Origin of the sequence: Streptomyces sp. BE20, assembly GCF_036322525.1 — a bacterium.
Lineage (GTDB): Bacteria > Actinomycetota > Actinomycetes > Streptomycetales > Streptomycetaceae > Kitasatospora.
The window spans coordinates 64,399-80,182 of the sequence record NZ_JAQYWW010001203.1 but is presented as its reverse complement, the minus strand read 5'-3'; the positions used below and the strand labels follow the sequence as shown (position 1 = coordinate 80,182).

16 protein-coding genes are annotated in these 15,784 nt (G+C 73.2%); 5 read left to right on the top strand and 11 right to left on the bottom strand.

The window, feature by feature from the left end; translation table 11 throughout:
• Window positions 1-655: 655 nt before the first annotated feature.
• The 6 genes from PUR61_RS38990 to PUR61_RS38965 form a co-directional block, all read right to left on the bottom strand.
• Window positions 656-2,191 carry a recombinase family protein gene (locus tag PUR61_RS38990; RefSeq protein ID WP_329884653.1) on the bottom strand — a complete coding sequence of 512 codons (1,536 nt, stop codon included), beginning with the start codon at window positions 2,189-2,191 and terminating at the stop codon, window positions 656-658.
• 21 nt (window positions 2,192-2,212) lie between these two features.
• The gene (locus PUR61_RS38985) at window positions 2,213-2,353 is read right to left on the bottom strand and encodes a hypothetical protein (protein WP_329885017.1); all 141 of its coding nucleotides are present in this window, start codon (window positions 2,351-2,353) and stop codon (window positions 2,213-2,215) included.
• A 46-nt stretch (window positions 2,354-2,399) separates the two neighbouring features.
• The gene (locus PUR61_RS38980; RefSeq protein ID WP_329884651.1) at window positions 2,400-2,939 is read right to left on the bottom strand and encodes a Fic family protein; all 540 of its coding nucleotides are present in this window, start codon (window positions 2,937-2,939) and stop codon (window positions 2,400-2,402) included.
• A 250-nt stretch (window positions 2,940-3,189) separates the two neighbouring features.
• A complete protein-coding gene (locus tag PUR61_RS38975) occupies window positions 3,190-4,350 on the bottom strand; it encodes an acyltransferase family protein (protein WP_329884649.1) in 1,161 nt (386 codons plus the stop codon).
• Window positions 4,351-4,585: 235 nt separating this feature from the next.
• Complete coding sequence (locus PUR61_RS38970) at window positions 4,586-5,815, bottom strand: glutathionylspermidine synthase family protein (RefSeq protein WP_329884647.1); 1,230 nt, start codon at window positions 5,813-5,815, stop codon at window positions 4,586-4,588.
• A 6-nt stretch (window positions 5,816-5,821) separates the two neighbouring features.
• The gene (locus PUR61_RS38965) at window positions 5,822-6,259 is read right to left on the bottom strand and encodes a hypothetical protein (protein WP_329884645.1); all 438 of its coding nucleotides are present in this window, start codon (window positions 6,257-6,259) and stop codon (window positions 5,822-5,824) included.
• Window positions 6,260-6,420: 161 nt separating this feature from the next.
• Here PUR61_RS38965 and PUR61_RS38960 point away from each other — a divergent pair, with 161 nt between their 5' ends.
• Complete coding sequence (locus PUR61_RS38960; RefSeq protein ID WP_329884643.1) at window positions 6,421-6,843, top strand: DUF350 domain-containing protein; 423 nt, start codon at window positions 6,421-6,423, stop codon at window positions 6,841-6,843.
• Window positions 6,844-6,974: 131 nt separating this feature from the next.
• Here PUR61_RS38960 and PUR61_RS38955 read toward each other — a convergent pair whose 3' ends face one another.
• The gene (locus tag PUR61_RS38955) at window positions 6,975-7,340 is read right to left on the bottom strand and encodes a winged helix-turn-helix transcriptional regulator (protein ID WP_329884641.1); all 366 of its coding nucleotides are present in this window, start codon (window positions 7,338-7,340) and stop codon (window positions 6,975-6,977) included.
• A gap of 98 nt (window positions 7,341-7,438) precedes the next feature.
• Here PUR61_RS38955 and PUR61_RS38950 point away from each other — a divergent pair, with 98 nt between their 5' ends.
• Window positions 7,439-8,335 carry an NAD(P)-dependent oxidoreductase gene (locus PUR61_RS38950; RefSeq protein ID WP_329884639.1) on the top strand — a complete coding sequence of 299 codons (897 nt, stop codon included), beginning with the start codon at window positions 7,439-7,441 and terminating at the stop codon, window positions 8,333-8,335.
• Between the two features lie 64 nt (window positions 8,336-8,399).
• Here PUR61_RS38950 and PUR61_RS38945 read toward each other — a convergent pair whose 3' ends face one another.
• On the bottom strand, window positions 8,400-9,458 hold the full coding sequence (locus PUR61_RS38945) for an aldo/keto reductase (RefSeq protein ID WP_329884637.1): 1,059 nt from the start codon (window positions 9,456-9,458) through the stop codon (window positions 8,400-8,402).
• 207 nt (window positions 9,459-9,665) lie between these two features.
• Here PUR61_RS38945 and PUR61_RS38940 point away from each other — a divergent pair, with 207 nt between their 5' ends.
• The 3 genes from PUR61_RS38940 to PUR61_RS38930 all read left to right on the top strand — a co-directional run bounded on the left by PUR61_RS38940 (window position 9,666) and on the right by PUR61_RS38930 (window position 12,002).
• Window positions 9,666-9,788: a hypothetical protein gene (locus PUR61_RS38940; protein WP_329884635.1), complete on the top strand. Its 123-nt coding sequence runs from the start codon at window positions 9,666-9,668 to the stop codon at window positions 9,786-9,788.
• Between the two features lie 241 nt (window positions 9,789-10,029).
• Window positions 10,030-10,995, top strand: coding sequence for an NAD(P)/FAD-dependent oxidoreductase (locus PUR61_RS38935; protein ID WP_329884990.1), 966 nt, complete (start codon window positions 10,030-10,032; stop codon window positions 10,993-10,995).
• A gap of 29 nt (window positions 10,996-11,024) precedes the next feature.
• A complete protein-coding gene (locus PUR61_RS38930; protein WP_443035325.1) occupies window positions 11,025-12,002 on the top strand; it encodes a class I SAM-dependent methyltransferase in 978 nt (325 codons plus the stop codon).
• A gap of 79 nt (window positions 12,003-12,081) precedes the next feature.
• Here the strand turns inward: PUR61_RS38930 and PUR61_RS38925 are convergent, their stop codons facing one another.
• The 3 genes from PUR61_RS38925 to PUR61_RS38915 form a co-directional block, all read right to left on the bottom strand.
• Window positions 12,082-12,603, bottom strand: a complete 522-nt coding sequence (locus PUR61_RS38925) for a nuclear transport factor 2 family protein (protein ID WP_329884632.1) — start codon at window positions 12,601-12,603, stop codon at window positions 12,082-12,084.
• A 90-nt stretch (window positions 12,604-12,693) separates the two neighbouring features.
• A complete protein-coding gene (locus PUR61_RS38920; RefSeq protein WP_329884630.1) occupies window positions 12,694-14,058 on the bottom strand; it encodes a carotenoid oxygenase family protein in 1,365 nt (454 codons plus the stop codon).
• A 101-nt stretch (window positions 14,059-14,159) separates the two neighbouring features.
• Window positions 14,160-15,674 (bottom strand): MFS transporter, encoded by a 1,515-nt coding sequence (locus PUR61_RS38915; protein ID WP_329884628.1) that lies wholly within the window; start codon window positions 15,672-15,674, stop codon window positions 14,160-14,162.
• Window positions 15,675-15,784 lie beyond the last annotated feature (110 nt).

Here is a 15,784-nt window from a genome sequence, read left to right as displayed (position 1 = left end):
GCGGCTGTCTCACAAACCATCGTTTCTGAGACGCCACGCATGGGTGACCCAATGTCACGATCGGGCGCCGCATCGAAGAGGCGGGGTCGAGTGCGCGCCTCCAGACCCGTACGGACCGAGAGGCCCAGCACCTAGCCGGTCGGCGAGGCGCCTGCTCTGGGGTCGCCCCCCTCCTCTTCGCCGCCCAGAGTGGCCAAAGTGCCCTACTGACCCCTTTTTTCTAAACCCCATAACGCGAGTAAAGCTAAAAGGGAAAAGGGCGGTTGTTTGGGCACTTTCGCCCCCATGGGCGCCGACCGGTGACGTAGGGGTGATGAGTGGACGACGCACGGCGACGAAGGAGCTTCCGCGCAAACGGCCCAATCAGCCATGCGACGAATTCCCCTCCCTGCCGCGCTGGGGCAGGGAGGGGAAGGGGGTACCCGCCTGGTCGGCGGCCGGAGGCGGGGCGGTACGGGTGACGTGGTGACGGAATGACGGCCAGTTCTGGTTTCTCTATGACACACGCGGTCTAGAGAGAACCTGGATCACCCGTCATTCCGTCACCACGTCACCTTCGCCGGCCGACCGCGAACGCCCACATGGCCGCCAGCGGGCACGAAGAAGCCCCACCCGACCATCGGGCCGGACGGGCTGGGAGGGTCACACAGAGCGGCTACTCCGTGATCGCTGCCCACTTGATGCGGACGCGCTGCTCCGGGACGAAGCGCTTGCCGCGTTCGCCCTTGCTGACGAACACGCCGTCTATGGCCAGGGACAGGCGGTCCCGCTTCTGGTCCTGCGTCGAAGCCTCCCATGCTGGGTGCAGCATCTCGCTGTCCAGCAGCGGGGTGATGTCGACGGCGGGGAGTGGGATGGTGGCGAGATTGGCGTGCAGGCCGTCGATGCGGCTCTGGAGTCGGGCGGCGAGGCGGTCGTAGCGGTCGAGTGCCCCGGGGCGGTCGAACTCGCCACGGACGTAACGGGCTTCTTCCAGGTCGGCCAATCGGGCTTCCTGGTCGGTGATTTCGGAGGCGATCGCGTCTCGCTTGGCGAAGGTTTCGGGATCGGTCCGCTTCATCCACCGGTCAGCGATCGTCACCAGCAAAGGGTCGTCCAGGTCCAGTGCGGGGAGCAGCGAGAGGAACCGCGCGGACACGTAGGCGTCCACCCGGTCGGCCATCGCGCTGGCGCCGGGGCACTGGTTGCCCGCTCGGCGGGCCATGCACTGGTAGCTGTTGCCGACCTTGTGCATCCTGCGACCACACCCGGGAACGTCGCAGAACACCAGGCTGGTGAGCAGCGCCGTGCCGTTCGGCTTCGGCATCCGCTTGCCGGCGTGGACGCGGGTCCTGGATTCGAGTTGCCGGATGATCCGCTCGCGCTCGCCGACCGTGATGATCCCCTCACCGATGCTGACCGTGTCCAGCGTCTCGGGGGCTCGGTAGGGGAATACGCGGCTCGTGAACTTCCTGCTGCCGTCCTCCGCTTCGATGGTTTCGGTCTCGGGCATGAGACCGGCGAACGCTGGGGACTTGACCAGGCTCATGATGCTCGCGGCGTTCCACTGGCCGCCTCGTGCCGAGGGGATGTCGTACTCGTTGAGCAGCCGGGCGATCTGTACGAGGGACTTGCCTGCCAGCGCGTCATCGGCGATCAGTCGGGCGTAGGCAGCCGTCTCGGGGTCGTGCACCAGCTTCTTCGTGGTCGGGTCCACCAGCAGCCCGTACGGAGGCTGTCCGCCGATCCACTGGCCCTGGCGGCGCAGGTGCCGCTTCGCGTGGGCCACGCGGGTGCCGAGGTTCTTCGACTCGGAGCGGGCGAGTTCGGCGAGCATGGCGACGACCATGCGGGCCGAGTCGTTCGACGTGTCGAGGCCATCGATGACCGAGACTAGACGGCCGCCTGCCTTCTCGATGTCGTCCAAGACCTTGCCGACCTGCCCGATGCCCTTCCGGGAGAGCCGGTCCAGCTTCCACACGATCAGCGTCCCGACGACGCCCGCCGTGACGGAGGCAAGGGCGGAGTCGAAGCCCTTGCGCTCGACGTCCTTGAAGCCGGAGCGCCCCCGGTCGATGTGGACCTTGCGGACCGTGAGCCCGTTCCGCTCGGCCCATGCGCGGCAGTCGGCTTCCTGCCGCTCGATCGCCGTCTTGCCGTCCCGGTCCAACGACAGCCGAAGGTACAGGTCACACAGGGTGTGGTGGTGCACGTACGCCCCCTCTGGAGATCCCTACATTGTGTAGGACATCCAGAAATCCAGGATGGTGATCTTGCCCCGGAAGTCGGCGAGGGTGAGTTCCTTGCCGCCTGTGTTGAGCCATCCACCGGCGCCGACCAGTTCGGGGGCGCGGACACGTGCACGAGAAGCCATGCCCCAATCAAACATCACGGGCGGTGTCCGCATTCCGGAGCAGGGTTCATGCCGTGGAGCGGGGCCTGCGCTGATGCTTGGCGGCCTTGTAGGCATCGACGGACGTGCGTGACGAACGCCAGACTCCGTCGGTGCCCTGTGCGGCGTTCAGGCGGCCGCGCTGAGCCGCCTGCCGGAGCGCGGCGAGGGACAGCTCTTCGTCGACGAGCGCGGCGAGCGGGACCATCCTGGCCGGGCCGGCCGCGTTGGGGACGATGAAGCGGTTGAGATTGTCTTCCATCGCTCCGGCGATCAGCTCGCCGAGGGTGCCACAGTCTCCTGCGCCCGCCCTGCGCAGCGCGGTCAGGTACGCGTCCCGCTGCCGCTTGAAGATGATGATCGGCGGGTACCCGAGGCGGACGAGGACGAGGTTCATGACCAGTCGCCCGGTGCGGCCGTTGCCGTCGAGGAACGGATGGATCCGTTCGAACCGGTTGTGGATGCGGGCCAAGTCCTCGGGGAGCGGGCGGTCGGTGTCCGAACCCTTCTCGACCATCTGGCCGAGAGCGCAGACCTCGGCGACCCACTGCTCGACCTGCGCGGGCACCAGCGGCTAGCGAGGCGGCGTCATTCCCTCGGCGAAGGGGGCGATGTCGTGTTCGCGGAAGTCGCCGGGTCCCGCCGAAGGCGTGACCCGTTCATGGAGGCCCTGTGGCGGAGAGATCCCGGCGGAGGCGGAAATCCAGGGCTGTGGTCCTGCTCCGGAAGGCGGCGAGGGCGTCCGCGCCGACTCTGCCGTGCCGTCCGCTCCACGGCCGGGGTGGGCGGGGGTGGAGCGGACGGGGGTGGGGCGGGGGTTACCGGGGGCCGCCGGCGAGGGCCGGGTCGGTCCGGGGCTCGGCCTTCGGCGCGGTGCCGGTACCGGTGCCCGCCTCCACGGCCGGGTCGGCCGGGCCCTTGCGGGCGGCGCGCGCGTCGAACCACTTGATCAGGCGGCGGCCGACCTCGATCATCGGCGTCTCCACGCGGCGGTGCAGCGCGTCGGCGGCGAACAGGGCGACCAGGCAGGCGGCCGTCGCGAACAGCGGGGACTGCCCGGAGATCCACGGCGCCAGGGTGACGGCGACGGGCACGGCCGTGGCCTGGAGCAGGTACAGCCCGTAGGAGCGTTCGCCGACGAAGACGAGCGGGCGCAGCGAGAGCACCCAGCGGCCCGGGCCGGGAGCCATCAGGGTGGGCAGCAGGAGCGCGACGCCGACGCCGTACAGGAACACGGTGGGCCGTTCGTCACCGAAGTGGGCCGTGATGTCGGGGATGTGCTGGTGCAGGACGACGAATCCCGCCCCGGCGACCACGCCCACCACCGGGTGGGTGAGCGGACTCAGCAGGGCGAAGCCCAGGCGGTGGTGCAGCACGACGGCGAGCAGGGCGCCGGTGAGCAGCACCGAGTAGTGGATGCCCATCCCCTCCCAGGTCGTGTTGTACGGGATCAGGACGAGCACGATGGCGGCCACGGCGAGGGGCGTGCGGAGCTTCTCGGAGATCAGGCCGACCAGGATCAGCGCGAGCGGCCAGACCAGGTAGAACTTCTGCTCGATGCCGATGGTCCAGGTGTGCAGGTACGGGGTGTCGCCGGCCAGCTGGTACTCGTTCATGAAGCCGAGGAAGTGCGGCAGGTGGTTCATCAGGACGTTCCAGCTGTACCCGGACCGGTAGACCGCGAGCATGGTGATCAGCAGCCCGACGTAGTACAGCGGCACGATCCGGAATATTCGCCGGATGTAGAAGTTCCGCAGCGAGATCCGCCCGGTCCGGTCCTTCTCACGCAGCATCAGGGTTGTGATGAGGAAGCCGGAGAGGACGAAGAAGGTGTGGACGCCGATCCAGCCGGAGAGGAACTTCGACTGCGGGCCGCCGTAGTGGAAGAAGACCACGATCACGGCGGCGATCGCGCGCAGGCCGTCCAGTGCGTCGAACCTCCTCATGGCGAGGAACTCGGCGTGGGTCAGTCTGCGCATGGCGGGTCTCCGGGACGGTACGGGCAGGGTCGGTGCGGGGAAGGGCGGTGCGGGGAGGGCGGTACGAGGGGCGTACGGGGTGGTGCGGGGCGCGTCGGGCAGGTGCCGTCGGCGCGGCACCCGGGAGGGCCCGCTCGATCGGGGCACCCGACATCATGACCGACCGTGCCCGTTCTTGACCATCCTGTGCCGGGCGTGAAGGTTCCGTGTACCGAGGGCCGCCGACGGGCCCGTCCTAGACGATGACGTGCGGGAGGAAGCGGGCGCCCTGGTGGGTGATCGGGCTGTCGTCGGTCTCGCGGATCCCGAGGCCCGCCGACTCGCCGTCCACCACCCAGGTGCCGAGCACCGGGCGGTTGCCGTCGAAGTCGGGCAGCGGGTGCAGCTGCTGGTAGCAGTGGCCCTCGGCGCCGTAGCGGTCCGGGTCGCCGGCCCACTCGGCGAGGCGGGTCTCGCGGCCGCCCGGTTCGACGATCCGCACGCCGGCGCCCTCGCGGCCGAGCAGCGGCTTGGCCGCGTAACCGGGCCCGTCCGGGTCGGCGAGTTCGCGCGGGCCGTCCAGGTAGGCGGGCAGCAGGTTGGGGTGGCCCGGGAACAGCTCCCAGAGCACGGCCAGCAGCGCCTTGTTGGAGAGCAGCATCTTCCAGGCCGGCTCGATCCACAGCGTGGAGCCGGTGGAGCCGCCGTGGTCGATGACGTCCAGCAGCTGGGGGCCGAACTCGTCGGAGGCCAGCCACTCCCACGGGTAGAGCTTGAACGCGGCGCGGACGAAGCGGTGTTCGAGATCGACGAAGCGGCCCGAGAGAGGATCCCAGCCGATGTCCTCCATGGCGATGCCGACGGTCTCGATGCCGGCCTGCTCGGCGCACTCCTGGAGGTAGAGGGTCGTCATCCAGTCCTCGCCCTCGGTGTCGCCGCGCGAGTGCGCGAAGTGCACCGGGCCGGGTGGCAGCAGGTGCTTCTGCCGGGTCCAGGAGGCCACCAGCCGCTCGTGCAGCGAGTTCCACTGGTCGGCGCCCGGGAACCGCTCCTCCATCCAGAACCACTGCGGGCCGGCCGCCTCGATCAGCGAGGTCGGGGTGTCGGCGTTGTACTCGAAGAGCTTCGCCGGCCCGGTGCCGTCGTACGCGAGGTCGAACCGCCCGTAGAGGGCGGGCTGTTCGTCGCGCCGGCGCCAGGACTCGGCGACCGCGGCGGCCAGCCGGGGGTCGGTGATGCCGTAGTCGGCGAACCGGCCGGTGCGGACCACGTGGTCGGCGGCGGCCAGGCACAGTTCGTGCAGCTCCTCGACGACCTCCTCCAGCGCCTCCACCTCGGGCAGCGAGAACTCGTAGTACGCGGACTCGTCCCAGTAGGCGTGCGGGCCGCCCTGGTTGCAGGGGTCGGAGCACATGGCGTAGATCAGGCCCTGGCTCTCCACGGTGGCCAGCCAGTCCGGGCGCGGGGTGACGGTGCGGCGGCGCACGGCGGATCAGCCCCCGCCCGAACCGCTGGAGCCCGACGGGCAGCCGAAGCCGCCGCGCTTGGTGGCGGCCTTGTCGAACGTGCCGCCGAGGGCGGTCGCGGAGCCGGAGCCGCAGTAGTACCAGCGGCCCGCGGTGGCGGTGCCGGTGCCGGTGCCGGTGCAGGCGTGCCGGTCCAGCACCTTGAGGGTGCCGGGGTCGACGCAGCGGCTCGGCGGGTTGCTGCCGGAGGAGGACGAGCAGCCGGACAGGGCCAGAGCGAGCGTGCCGACCATGCCGAGGGTGACGAAGCCCGAGCGGCGGCGACCGGCCGGCGCCACGGCGGAGGGCGTGGTGGCCGGCTCCGCGACGGCGGGGGGCGGGGCGGCGTCCGGGGTCCCGGCGTCCGGAATCCGGGCGGGTGCGTCCGGTCTCGGAGCGGGGGCGGCGGGCAGGGACTGCGTCATGGCGCCCGATGGTACGCGCGGTGCCGGATGGTACGGGAGGGGGGCCCGTTCCCCGGCCGCGGCCGGGTCCGATGGGATATCTTTTGCCGATCCTTGACCGTGGGACCGCGCCGGACGGCGGTCGGCCCAGCGACACACGTGCAACCGGGGGACGGACACCCATGAACGACATCCTGAACGGTCTCGGCGCGGCTGCCGCATTCGGCGGGGTCGGCGTGGTGCTGCTGCTCCTCGGCATCCTCCTGGTGGACCTCCTGACGCCGGGCAAGCTCGGCCGGCAGATCTGGGTGGAGCGCAACCGCAACGCCGCCGTGCTGCTCAGTTCGGCGCTGCTCGGCATCGGCGGCATCGTCTTCACCGCGATCCTCTACACGTACGAGGACTTCGGGAAGGGCCTGGCCTCGACGATCAGCTTCGGCGTGCTGGGCCTGGTGCTGATGGCCGTCGCGTTCTGGGTGGTGGACGTGCTGACGCCGGGCAAGCTTGGCGCGATCCTGGTCGACCCGGAGCCGCACCCGGCGGTCTGGGTGACCGCCAGTTGCAACCTCGCGGTGGCGGCGATCGTGTCGGCCTCGATCGCCTGACGTCCGCCTGCCTGCTTGCCTGTCCGTGCGCCGGTCCTGACGGCCGCCCCTCCGATGTGACCGCCCGTTCGTCCCGAGTGGGCGGGCGGCGCGGGCGGCGCGAGCACGCCCGGGCACGCGGGCGCGTGCCCTCAGGCCGGCAGCGGGCCCGGCGCGGCGTGCGGGTCGGCGCCCAGGACGTGCTCGCGCCCCCAGGCGCCGAGCGGGGCCAACGCCTCGTTGAGCCGTTCCCCGACCGCCGTCAGCGAGTACTCGACCCGCGGCGGCACCTCGTCGTACGACTCGCGGTGCACGACACCGTCCGTCTCCAGCTCGCGCAGGTGGGCGGCGAGCACCTTCTCGGTGATCCCCGGTACCCGGCGGCGCAGCTCGCCGAACCGGCAGTCCGGCCGCTCGGCCAGCGCCCAGAGGATCAGGACCTTCCACTTGCCGCCGATCACGTCCATCGCGGCGTCGATCCCGCACACGTACGCGCCGGGCCTCGGTACGGTCGCCATGCCCCCACCTCTCCGACCTGTTCGCTCACCCCAGGGTAACCACCCACTTCGAAGTGCGTACTTGAGCGTTCCGGCGCCCGGGGGCGAGCCTGACCGGCATGACAGAGAACGCAGCCGACACCGTTTCGAAGACCCCCGTCACCCTGCTCGGCCTCGGCGCGATGGGCACCGCGCTGGCCGACGCCTGGCTCGCCGCCGGGTACCCGCTGACCGTCTGGAACCGCACCGCCGCCCGCGCCGAACCGCTCGCCGCCCGGGGCGCAGCGGTGGCCTCCACCGCTGCCGCGGCGGTCGCCGCCAACCGGCTGGTGGTGGTCTGCCTGCTCGACGACGCCTCGGTCGAGGAGGCGCTCGCCGACGCCGACCTGACGGGCAAGGACGTCGTCAACCTGGTCACCGGCACGCCCGGTGAGGCCCGGGCCCGGGCCGCCTGGGCCGCCGGCCGCGGCGCCCGGTACCTGGACGGCGGGATCATGGCCGTCCCGCCGATGATCGGCGTCCCCGCGGCCGGGCCGTACGTCTTCTACAGCGGCTCGCGCGCGCTGTTCGAGGACCACCGGGAGGTCCTCGCCGCCCCGGCGGGCACCGACTATGTCGGCGAGGACGCCGGGCTCGCCGCGCTGCACGACGTGGCGCTGCTGAGCGCGATGTACGGCATGTTCGCCGGCGTCGCGCACGCCTTCGCGCTGGTCCGGGCCGAGTCCGTCGCCCCGGGCGGGTTCGCGCCGCTGCTCACGTCGTGGCTCACCGCCATGACGGGTTCGGTGGCGGCGACCGCCGCGCAGCTGGAGGCCGGCGACTACACCCGGGGCGTGGTCTCGAACCTCGCCATGCAGGTGGCCGGGGTGCCGACTTTCCTGCGCACCGCCGAGGAGCAGGGCGTCAGCCCGGAGCTGCTGACGCCCTACTTCGCCCTGATGCAGCGGCGACTGGTTGAGGACGGCCGGAACGGCGGCGAGGACCTCACCGGCGTGATCGACCTGCTGCGGCGGTAGTGGCGGGCCCGGCCGGGGCGGCCGACGCGCTGGGCGTGGCGGTGGTGGCGGGCGTGGCACTGGGTCAGCCCGCCGCCGGGCGGTCGGTGGCCGGACGGCGGCGGAGGGCCGGGTCGGTGAGGGCGGGCGGTCGCCAGACGCCGTCCGGGTGGTAGAGGTCGGTGCCGGGCGGGACGACGGCGTCGATCCGGTCGAGGGTGGCGTCGTCCAGCACGAGGTCGGCGCCCTTGAGGGCCGACTCCAGTTGGCCGAGGGTACGCGGGCCGATGATCACCGAGGTGACCGCCGGGTGTGCGAGCGGGAAGGCGATGGCCAGCTCCGGCAGGGTGCGGCCGAGGCCCTCCGCGACGGCGGTCAGCTCCTCGACGGCGTCCAGCTTGGCCGCGTTGACCGGGAGCGACGGGTCGAACCGGGCCGGGGTGAGGGCGGCGCGGCCGGTGCTCAGGTCGATCGGCCGGCCCTTGCGGTAGCGGCCGGTGAGGAAGCCCGACGCGAGCGGGGACCAGGTCAGCGCGCCCATGCCGAGCCGTCGCACGGTCGGCAGGACGTGCCGCTCGACGCCCCGGGCGAGCAGCGAGTACGGCGGCTGCTCGGTCCGGAAGCGGGGCAGGCCGCGCCGCTCGGACACGTGGTGGGCCTCGACGATCTCCTCGGCGGGGAAGGTCGAGCAGCCGAAGGCGCGGATCTTGCCGGCCCGGACCAGGTCGCCGAGGGCGGAGAGGGTCTCCTCGACGTCGGTGCGGTGGTCGGGCCGGTGCACCTGGTAGAGGTCGATCCGGTCGGTGCGCAGCCGGCGCAGGCTCTCCTCGACCTCCCGGACGATCCACCGCCGGGAGTTGCCGCCCCGGTTGCGGCCCTCGCCCATCGGGAAGTGCACCTTGGTGGCGAGGACGACGTCGTCGCGGTCGCCCCGGGCCTGCAGGGCCTTGCCCACGATCTCCTCGGACTCGCCGCCGGAGTACATGTCGGCGGTGTCGACGAAGTTGATGCCCGCGTCGAGCGCGGTGTGGATGATCCGGGCGCAGTCGTCGTGGTCGGGGTTGCCGACCGCGCCGAACATCATGGTGCCGAGGCAGTAGGTGCTCACCTCGATGCCGGTGCCGCCGAGGATGCGGTAGCGCATGGTTCTCGTCCCCCTGGTGACGGGTGGTGGTGCGTGCTTCGGGAACGGCGGTGCTTCGGGAACGGCGGTGTGTCGGGAACGGCGGTGTGTCGGGAACGGCGGTGCCGCCCGTTCCGCCCGGCACCCTCGGTGTCGACGCTACGGGCTGGAGCGCGCTCCAGGGCAAGGGGCGGGCGCGCGTCGAGGGCGGCGCGTCGGGAGCGGAGCGTGGCGGCGCCGCCGGTGGCGGGTGACGCCCTGCTGGTCTGCTGGATCGGCCTCGGCGCCTTCGCGGTCTACGGGGCGGCGCTGGCGCCGGCCGACCGCGACTACTGGCGGCGCACGCGCTGAGCGCCCTGGCGCCTGTTGCGGAAACGGCAACGAAAGTTGCCCGGTGGGCACCGTTCACCGCAGCCTGGCGGTGGAGGTGATCGCCGTGAGCGACCAGCAGATCAGTCCGGGGGCGGAGAGCCGCCGGGACCGGACCGACCGTGCCGACGGGACCGACCGTACGGACGGCTTCGAGGGATTCGAGGGCTTCGCGGGAGCCGACGCCGTCGGTGCCGGGGGCCGTGACCCGGGGGACTACGACGTGGTGGTGGTCGGCGCGGGCGCGGCCGGCCTGAACGCCGCGCTGGTGCTGACGCGGGCGCGCCGCCGGGTCGCCGTGGTGGACACCGGCCGACCGCGCAACGCGCCCGCCGCCCACATGCGGGGCTTCCTCTCCCGGGACGGGATGTCCCCGGCCGCGCTGCTGGCGGCCGGCCGCGAGGAGGTCGAGGGGTACGGGGGCGACCTCCTCGATGCCCGGGTGGACCGCGTCGAGCCGGTCCCGGACGCCCACCACGGCGCCGGCGCCCCGGTCGCGGGCTTCCTCGTCCACCTGGCCGGCGGCCGGGTGCTGCGGGCCCGCCGGGTGGTCGTCGCCACCGGCCTGCGCGACGGACTGCCGGATCTGCCCGGCCTGGCCGAGCGGTGGGGCCGCGACGTGCTGCACTGCCCGTACTGCCACGGCTACGAGGTCCGTGACCGGCCGCTCGGCGTCCTGGGCACCCACCCGGGCTCGGTGCACCAGGCGCTGCTCGTCCGGCAGTGGTCGGCCGACGTGGTGTTCTTCCCGCAGGCCGTGGAGCTCTCCGAGGCCGACCGGGCCCGGCTCGACGCCCGGGGCGTGCGCGTCGTCGCGGGTCCGGTCGCGCGGGTGGTCGTCGAGGACGACCGGCTGCGCGGGGTCGAACTCGCCGACGGCCGGGCGGTGCCCCGCGAGGCGGTCTTCCTCTTCCCGCAGATGGTGCCCCGGGACGCGCTGCTGTCGGACCTCGGCTGCGAGCGGGACGCCCAGGGCCGGGTGACCACCGACGGCGCGGGCCGCACCGGTGTGCCGGGCGTCTGGGCGGTGGGCAACGTCGCCGACCCGCGGGCCCAGGTGGTCACCGCCGCCGGGGCGGGGGCGGCGGCCGCGTTCGCGATCAACCACGACCTGGTGGACGAGGATGTCGAGCGGGCACTCGCCGCCGTCCCGGCCCCGACCACCGCCATCGCCGCTGTACCGCAGTGAAGCCGACCACCGACGGAACGGAGTACGCCATGCCGCACGACCACTCCCACCAGGACTCCGGGCACCGGGAAGGGGACGGCCGGGTCCACGGTCCCGCCGACACCCCCACTCCCACCCACGGCCACGGCCACACCCACGGCCACGGCCACGGCCACCACCAGGGCCCCGGAACGGACTTCGACTGGGACGCCCTCGCCGCCCACCTGGAGCGCGAGGCCGAACTCCGGGCCCCCGCCGTCACCGAGGCCGCGCGCTGGCTCCGCGGGCTGCTGGACGGTGTCGCGGTCGACCGGGTGCTCGACGTCGGCAGCGGCCCCGGGGTGATCGCCGGCCTGCTCGCGGACGCCTTCCCGTCCGCCGAGGTGGTCGCCGTCGACCAGTCCGCCGCCCTGCTGGACCGCGCCCGGGCCCGCTCGGCCGGTCGGATCACCACCCAACAGGCCGACCTGCCCGACGACTTCACCGCCCTGGGCGCCGCCGACCTGATCTGGTCCGCCAACGCGATCCACCACCTGGGCGACCAGCAGGCCGCGTTGACCGCCCTGGCCGGGGCGCTGCGCCCGGGCGGTCTGCTGGCCGTGGTCGAACGCGGTCTGCCCGCGCGCTTCCTCCCCCGCGACCTCGGGCTCGGCCGCCCGGGCCTCCAGGCCCGGCTGGACGCCGCCCACGAGGACACCTTCAGCGGCATGCGGGCCGAGCTGCCCGGCTCGGTCGCCACGGTGGAGGACTGGCCGGCCATGCTGGCCGCGGCGGGCCTCGTCCCGAGCGGGACGCGGACGTTCCTGGCCGACCGTCCGGCCCCGCTGGACGGGCCGGCCCGCGAGTACCTGCACGTCAGTCTCGCCCGGCGCCGGGACCAGCTGGCCGAGCAGCTGGACGCCGACGACCGCGCGGTCCTCGACGCCCTGCTCGACCCCGAGGCCCCCACCGGCATCCTGACCCGCCCGGACGCCTTCTACCTCACCGCCGTCACCGTCCACACCGCCCGCGCGACCGGCCCCCGGTAGTCGTGGCATCGGCCCCGCTCCTTCGAACGAGGGAGCGGGGCCGGTCGGCGTTTCGGCCCGTCGGCCGGTGGCCGGCCGGTCAGTGGCCCGGCGGGGTCCAGTCGGCGGGCAGGCCGGACTGGGTCAGGACGTCGGCGAGGCTGTAGTGGTCCTGGTCGGAGGTGATCCGCCCGCGGCGGTCGACGTCGAGCAGGGTGGTCATCGGCACGGCGAAGGCCTTGGGCGCGCCCTTGAGACGGCCGGCGTAGACGGTCTCGACGGTGATGCGCCCGCCGTTGCGGTGGGCGGCGCGCACGGTGACGTGGACGTTGTCGATGAGGCTGTCCGCGCGGGCCTTCCACCCGGCGATCTCCCGGCGGCCGTGGAAGGTGACGCCCACGCCGAGGTCGGTGTAGACGCCGTCGGCGGTGAACAGGGCGCCGAGCGCCCGGGGGTCGGTGCCGTTCCAGGCACAGGCCCAGTCGGCGACGATCCTCGGCGGTCGCCGTCCGGCGTCGTGGGCGTCGTGGGCGTCCTGGGCGGCGAAGGCGGTGGTGGCGGGCGCGGCGGACAGGGCCGCGGCGGCGATCAGGGTGGTCATGGCGCGGGGCAGACGGGACATCGTGGTGGGTCCTTCTTCGGAGGGGGCCGGGTGAGGTCTGGGTGAGGGGCCGGGCGAGGCCGGTTCACGGCGGTGCCCGGGGCGCGTGGGTCAGTCCCGGTCGGCGTCCGGGCCGCTGTCGGGGATCCAGGAACCGTGGAGTCCGGCGCTCACCCGGTGGGGCAGGTGGACGGTGGCGATGCATTCGAGGCCGGCGGCGTCGAGGACCAGCAGCTGCGAGGCGTCCTGCTTGAGATCGGAGACCACGGTGAGCAGGTAGCCGTCGTCCTCACCGGTCGCCCCGGAGGCGGGGACGAAGACGGCTTCGCCGGGCATCCGGGCGTCGCCGACCTGCCGGATGCGGCGGGCACCGGTGACGCGGTCGTACTTGACCACCCCGTAGCCGCCGAAGCCCTTCTCGTCGGGGAAGGCGACGGCGTACTGGTAGCGGTTCTCGGCGCCCAGGTACGCCTCGTTGAGGGTCGGGAACTCCACCGGCAGGTCGTCGACGATGCGCTCGTCGACGCTGCCGGCCGCCAGGTCGATCACCCAACGGCGGGTGTAGGAACGGGAGACGGGCTCGCTGCCGCGTCCGGGAGCGCCGATCCACCAGTTCCAGGAGAGCCGGAATCCGTCCCGGTCCACGGTGGGGCCCTCCAGGACGATGCGGCCCCGGCCGTCCTCGTAGGCGTTGGCGACGTGCAGCATGTTGCCCGGTTCGATCGAGAACCAGCGGACCTGCCGGGCGCCGTCGTTTCCGCGCGGCATGACGCCGATCCGGGCGGGCTGCTGGTCGTCCCAGCCGTAGGGGATGCCGGAGTGGTCGGTGGGGTCGAAGGTGACGTTGCCCTCGACGAAGACCACGTGCCGGCGGGTGATGGCGAAGTCGTGCTTCAGCGCGCCGGTCGCGCCGGGGACCTCGGCGCTGTGGACGATCGCGCCCTTGGCGTCGGCGACGTAGTACGTCAGGAACGGCGGGAGGGGCGAGGACCCGAAGAAGTGGAGCTCGCCCGTCGCCGGGTCCTCCTTGGGGTGCGCGGTCATCGCGGTGCGCAGCTTGCCGCGGAAGTCGTAGGCGCCGACGGTGTCGAGCTCCCGGGTGAGTTCGAAGGGCAGGTTCGCCTCGCAGAGGGCGAGCAGCCGTCCGGCGTGCTCGATCACGTGGGTGCCGGCGGCGCTGGCGGTGAGGTCGGGCCCGCGTTCGGTCATGTAGGGCGCGCCGTCCAGGGCGGGGGTCCGGACCCAGCGGTTGCGGTACCACTCGGCGCGGCCCTCGCGCAGCCTGATGCCGTGGACCATGCCGCTGCCCTTGAACCAGTGGGTGGGGGTGACGCCGGGCTTGGGGTTGTGGCCGTTGCGCAGGAGCCGGCCGGTGAGCTCGGTGGGCAGGGTGCCCTCGACGGTGAGGCCGGTGACGGCGACCTCGTCGGTGACGGGGGTGAAGTGGCCGGTCAGGTACGGCTTCGCTGTGGTCATGGCAGGAGTCCTTCCGGTGAAGTGCGTTGCGTGCGAGGGGAGTTGTGAGGGGAGTTGTGTGGGAGAGGGGTTGAGCTCGGCGGGCGCGGGTCCCGGGGGAATCAGGCGGTTCGCGGGTCGGGCGCCGGGAGGGGAGAGGCGGCCACGGCCCTTCGGCCGGCGGCCCGGGTGAGGAGCAGCGTGAGGAGTGCGGTGGCCGCCGCGACGGAGGCGGAGACGGCGAAGGCGGTCCGGTACCCGGCGGTGAGGGCCTCCAGGTGGGGCCGGTGGGTGGCCGCGTGGGCGGTCACGGATCCGGCCAGCGTGGTCAGGACGGCGAGGCCGATCGCGCCGCCGACCTGGCGGGTGGTGTTGACCAGTCCGCCGGCCAGTCCGGCGTCCCGGGGCGGGACGCCGTCCACGGCGAGGGCGGTGAGCTGGACGAAGGCGGTGCTCAGGCCCAGGCCGATCAGGATGCTCGGCCCGAGGACGTCGGTGAGGTAGCTGCCGTCGGCGTCGATCCGCGACAGCCACAGCAGGCCGGCGGCTTCGGTGAGCAGGGCGGCGATCACGGTGGTGGCCGCGCCGAGGCGCCGGGAGACGCGCGGCGCCAGGGCGGCGCCGAGCATGTTGGCTGCCGCGAGCGGGAGTTGGCCGGCTCCGGTGGCCAGCGGACCCGATCCGAGGACCTGTTGCTGGTAGAGCGGAAGGAAGAAGAACAGGGCGATCCACACGGAGCCCAGCAGCGCCATCAGCAGGTTGCCGGTGGCCACCCGGCCGGTGCCGAGCAGCCGGGGCGGTAGCAGTGGGTTCGGCCGGCGGAGCTCGATCACGGCGAAGACCGGGAGCAGGACGGCGGCGGCGCCCAGGGCGCCGACGACCCGGCCGTCGCTCCAGCCGGCGCCGCGTGCGGTGGTCAGGCCCCAGACCAGGCAGGTCAGGGCGAGGGTGACGGTGGCGGTGCCCAGCAGGTCGAACCGCGCCTCCTTCCGCCCGTCCTTCCGCCCCGACCCGCTCACCTGTCCGCTCACCTGCCGGGGCGCCGGTGGTACAAGGGCCGCCACGGCGGCCAGGACCAGCGCCGACCCGAGCGCGACCGCGTGGAAGATCCAGGGCCAGCCCCGTGCCTGGGTGAGCACACCCCCGAGCAGGACGCCGCCCGCTCCGCCCGCGCCGGAGACCGCGCCCCACACCCCCAGGACCCGGCCGCGCCCGGGGCCGGAGGGGAACTGCTCCATCGCCAGGGCGAGCGCGGCCGGGGCGATCGCCGCCGCAGCGAGGCCCTGGGCGGCGCGGGCGCCGATCAGCACGTCCGAGGTGGCGGCCAGTCCCGCCGCCAGCGAGGCCGCGGCGAACAGCGCGAGCCCGGCGAGCAGGACCCGGCGGCGGCCGAGCAGGTCGGCCGCCCGGCCGCCCGCCAGCAGCAGTGCCCCGAACGCCAGACCGTAGGCGTTGACCACCCAGGTGACCGCGCCGTCCGAGAGGCCGACCCCGGCGCGGATCTGCGGCAGCGCCACGTTCACGATCGAGGTGGCGAGCATGACGGTGAGCTGGGCCGCGGCGAGCGCCGCGAGCGCCGCTCCCGGCCGGGGGGACCGGCCTGCCGCCGGCTCCGTCTGCGTGCGTGCAACGTTCATGACGCACAGACTCGGGCCGGTCGCCGTCCACCTTCCAGGCCCGACGGGCGTGGGGACTGTCCACTCCTGTCCGCACCTGTCCACCGGATCCGGGCGGGGTGCGGGCGTCC

Excerpts from the sequence above, each read along its gene's own strand:
- PUR61_RS38985 (WP_329885017.1), bottom strand. The coding sequence starts at position 2,353 with ATGGCTTCTCGTGCACGTGTCCGCGCCCCCGAACTGGTCGGCGCCGGT.
- PUR61_RS38975 (WP_329884649.1), bottom strand. The coding sequence starts at position 4,350 with ATGCGCAGACTGACCCACGCCGAGTTCCTCGCCATGAGGAGGTTCGAC.
- PUR61_RS38965 (WP_329884645.1), bottom strand. The coding sequence starts at position 6,259 with ATGACGCAGTCCCTGCCCGCCGCCCCCGCTCCGAGACCGGACGCACCC.
- PUR61_RS38960 (WP_329884643.1), top strand. The coding sequence starts at position 6,421 with ATGAACGACATCCTGAACGGTCTCGGCGCGGCTGCCGCATTCGGCGGG.
- PUR61_RS38955 (WP_329884641.1), bottom strand. The coding sequence starts at position 7,340 with ATGGCGACCGTACCGAGGCCCGGCGCGTACGTGTGCGGGATCGACGCC.
- PUR61_RS38950 (WP_329884639.1), top strand. The coding sequence starts at position 7,439 with ATGACAGAGAACGCAGCCGACACCGTTTCGAAGACCCCCGTCACCCTG.
- PUR61_RS38945 (WP_329884637.1), bottom strand. The coding sequence starts at position 9,458 with ATGCGCTACCGCATCCTCGGCGGCACCGGCATCGAGGTGAGCACCTAC.
- PUR61_RS38930 (WP_443035325.1), top strand. The coding sequence starts at position 11,025 with ATGCCGCACGACCACTCCCACCAGGACTCCGGGCACCGGGAAGGGGAC.
- PUR61_RS38925 (WP_329884632.1), bottom strand. The coding sequence starts at position 12,603 with ATGTCCCGTCTGCCCCGCGCCATGACCACCCTGATCGCCGCCGCGGCC.
- PUR61_RS38920 (WP_329884630.1), bottom strand. The coding sequence starts at position 14,058 with ATGACCACAGCGAAGCCGTACCTGACCGGCCACTTCACCCCCGTCACC.
- PUR61_RS38915 (WP_329884628.1), bottom strand. The coding sequence starts at position 15,674 with ATGAACGTTGCACGCACGCAGACGGAGCCGGCGGCAGGCCGGTCCCCC.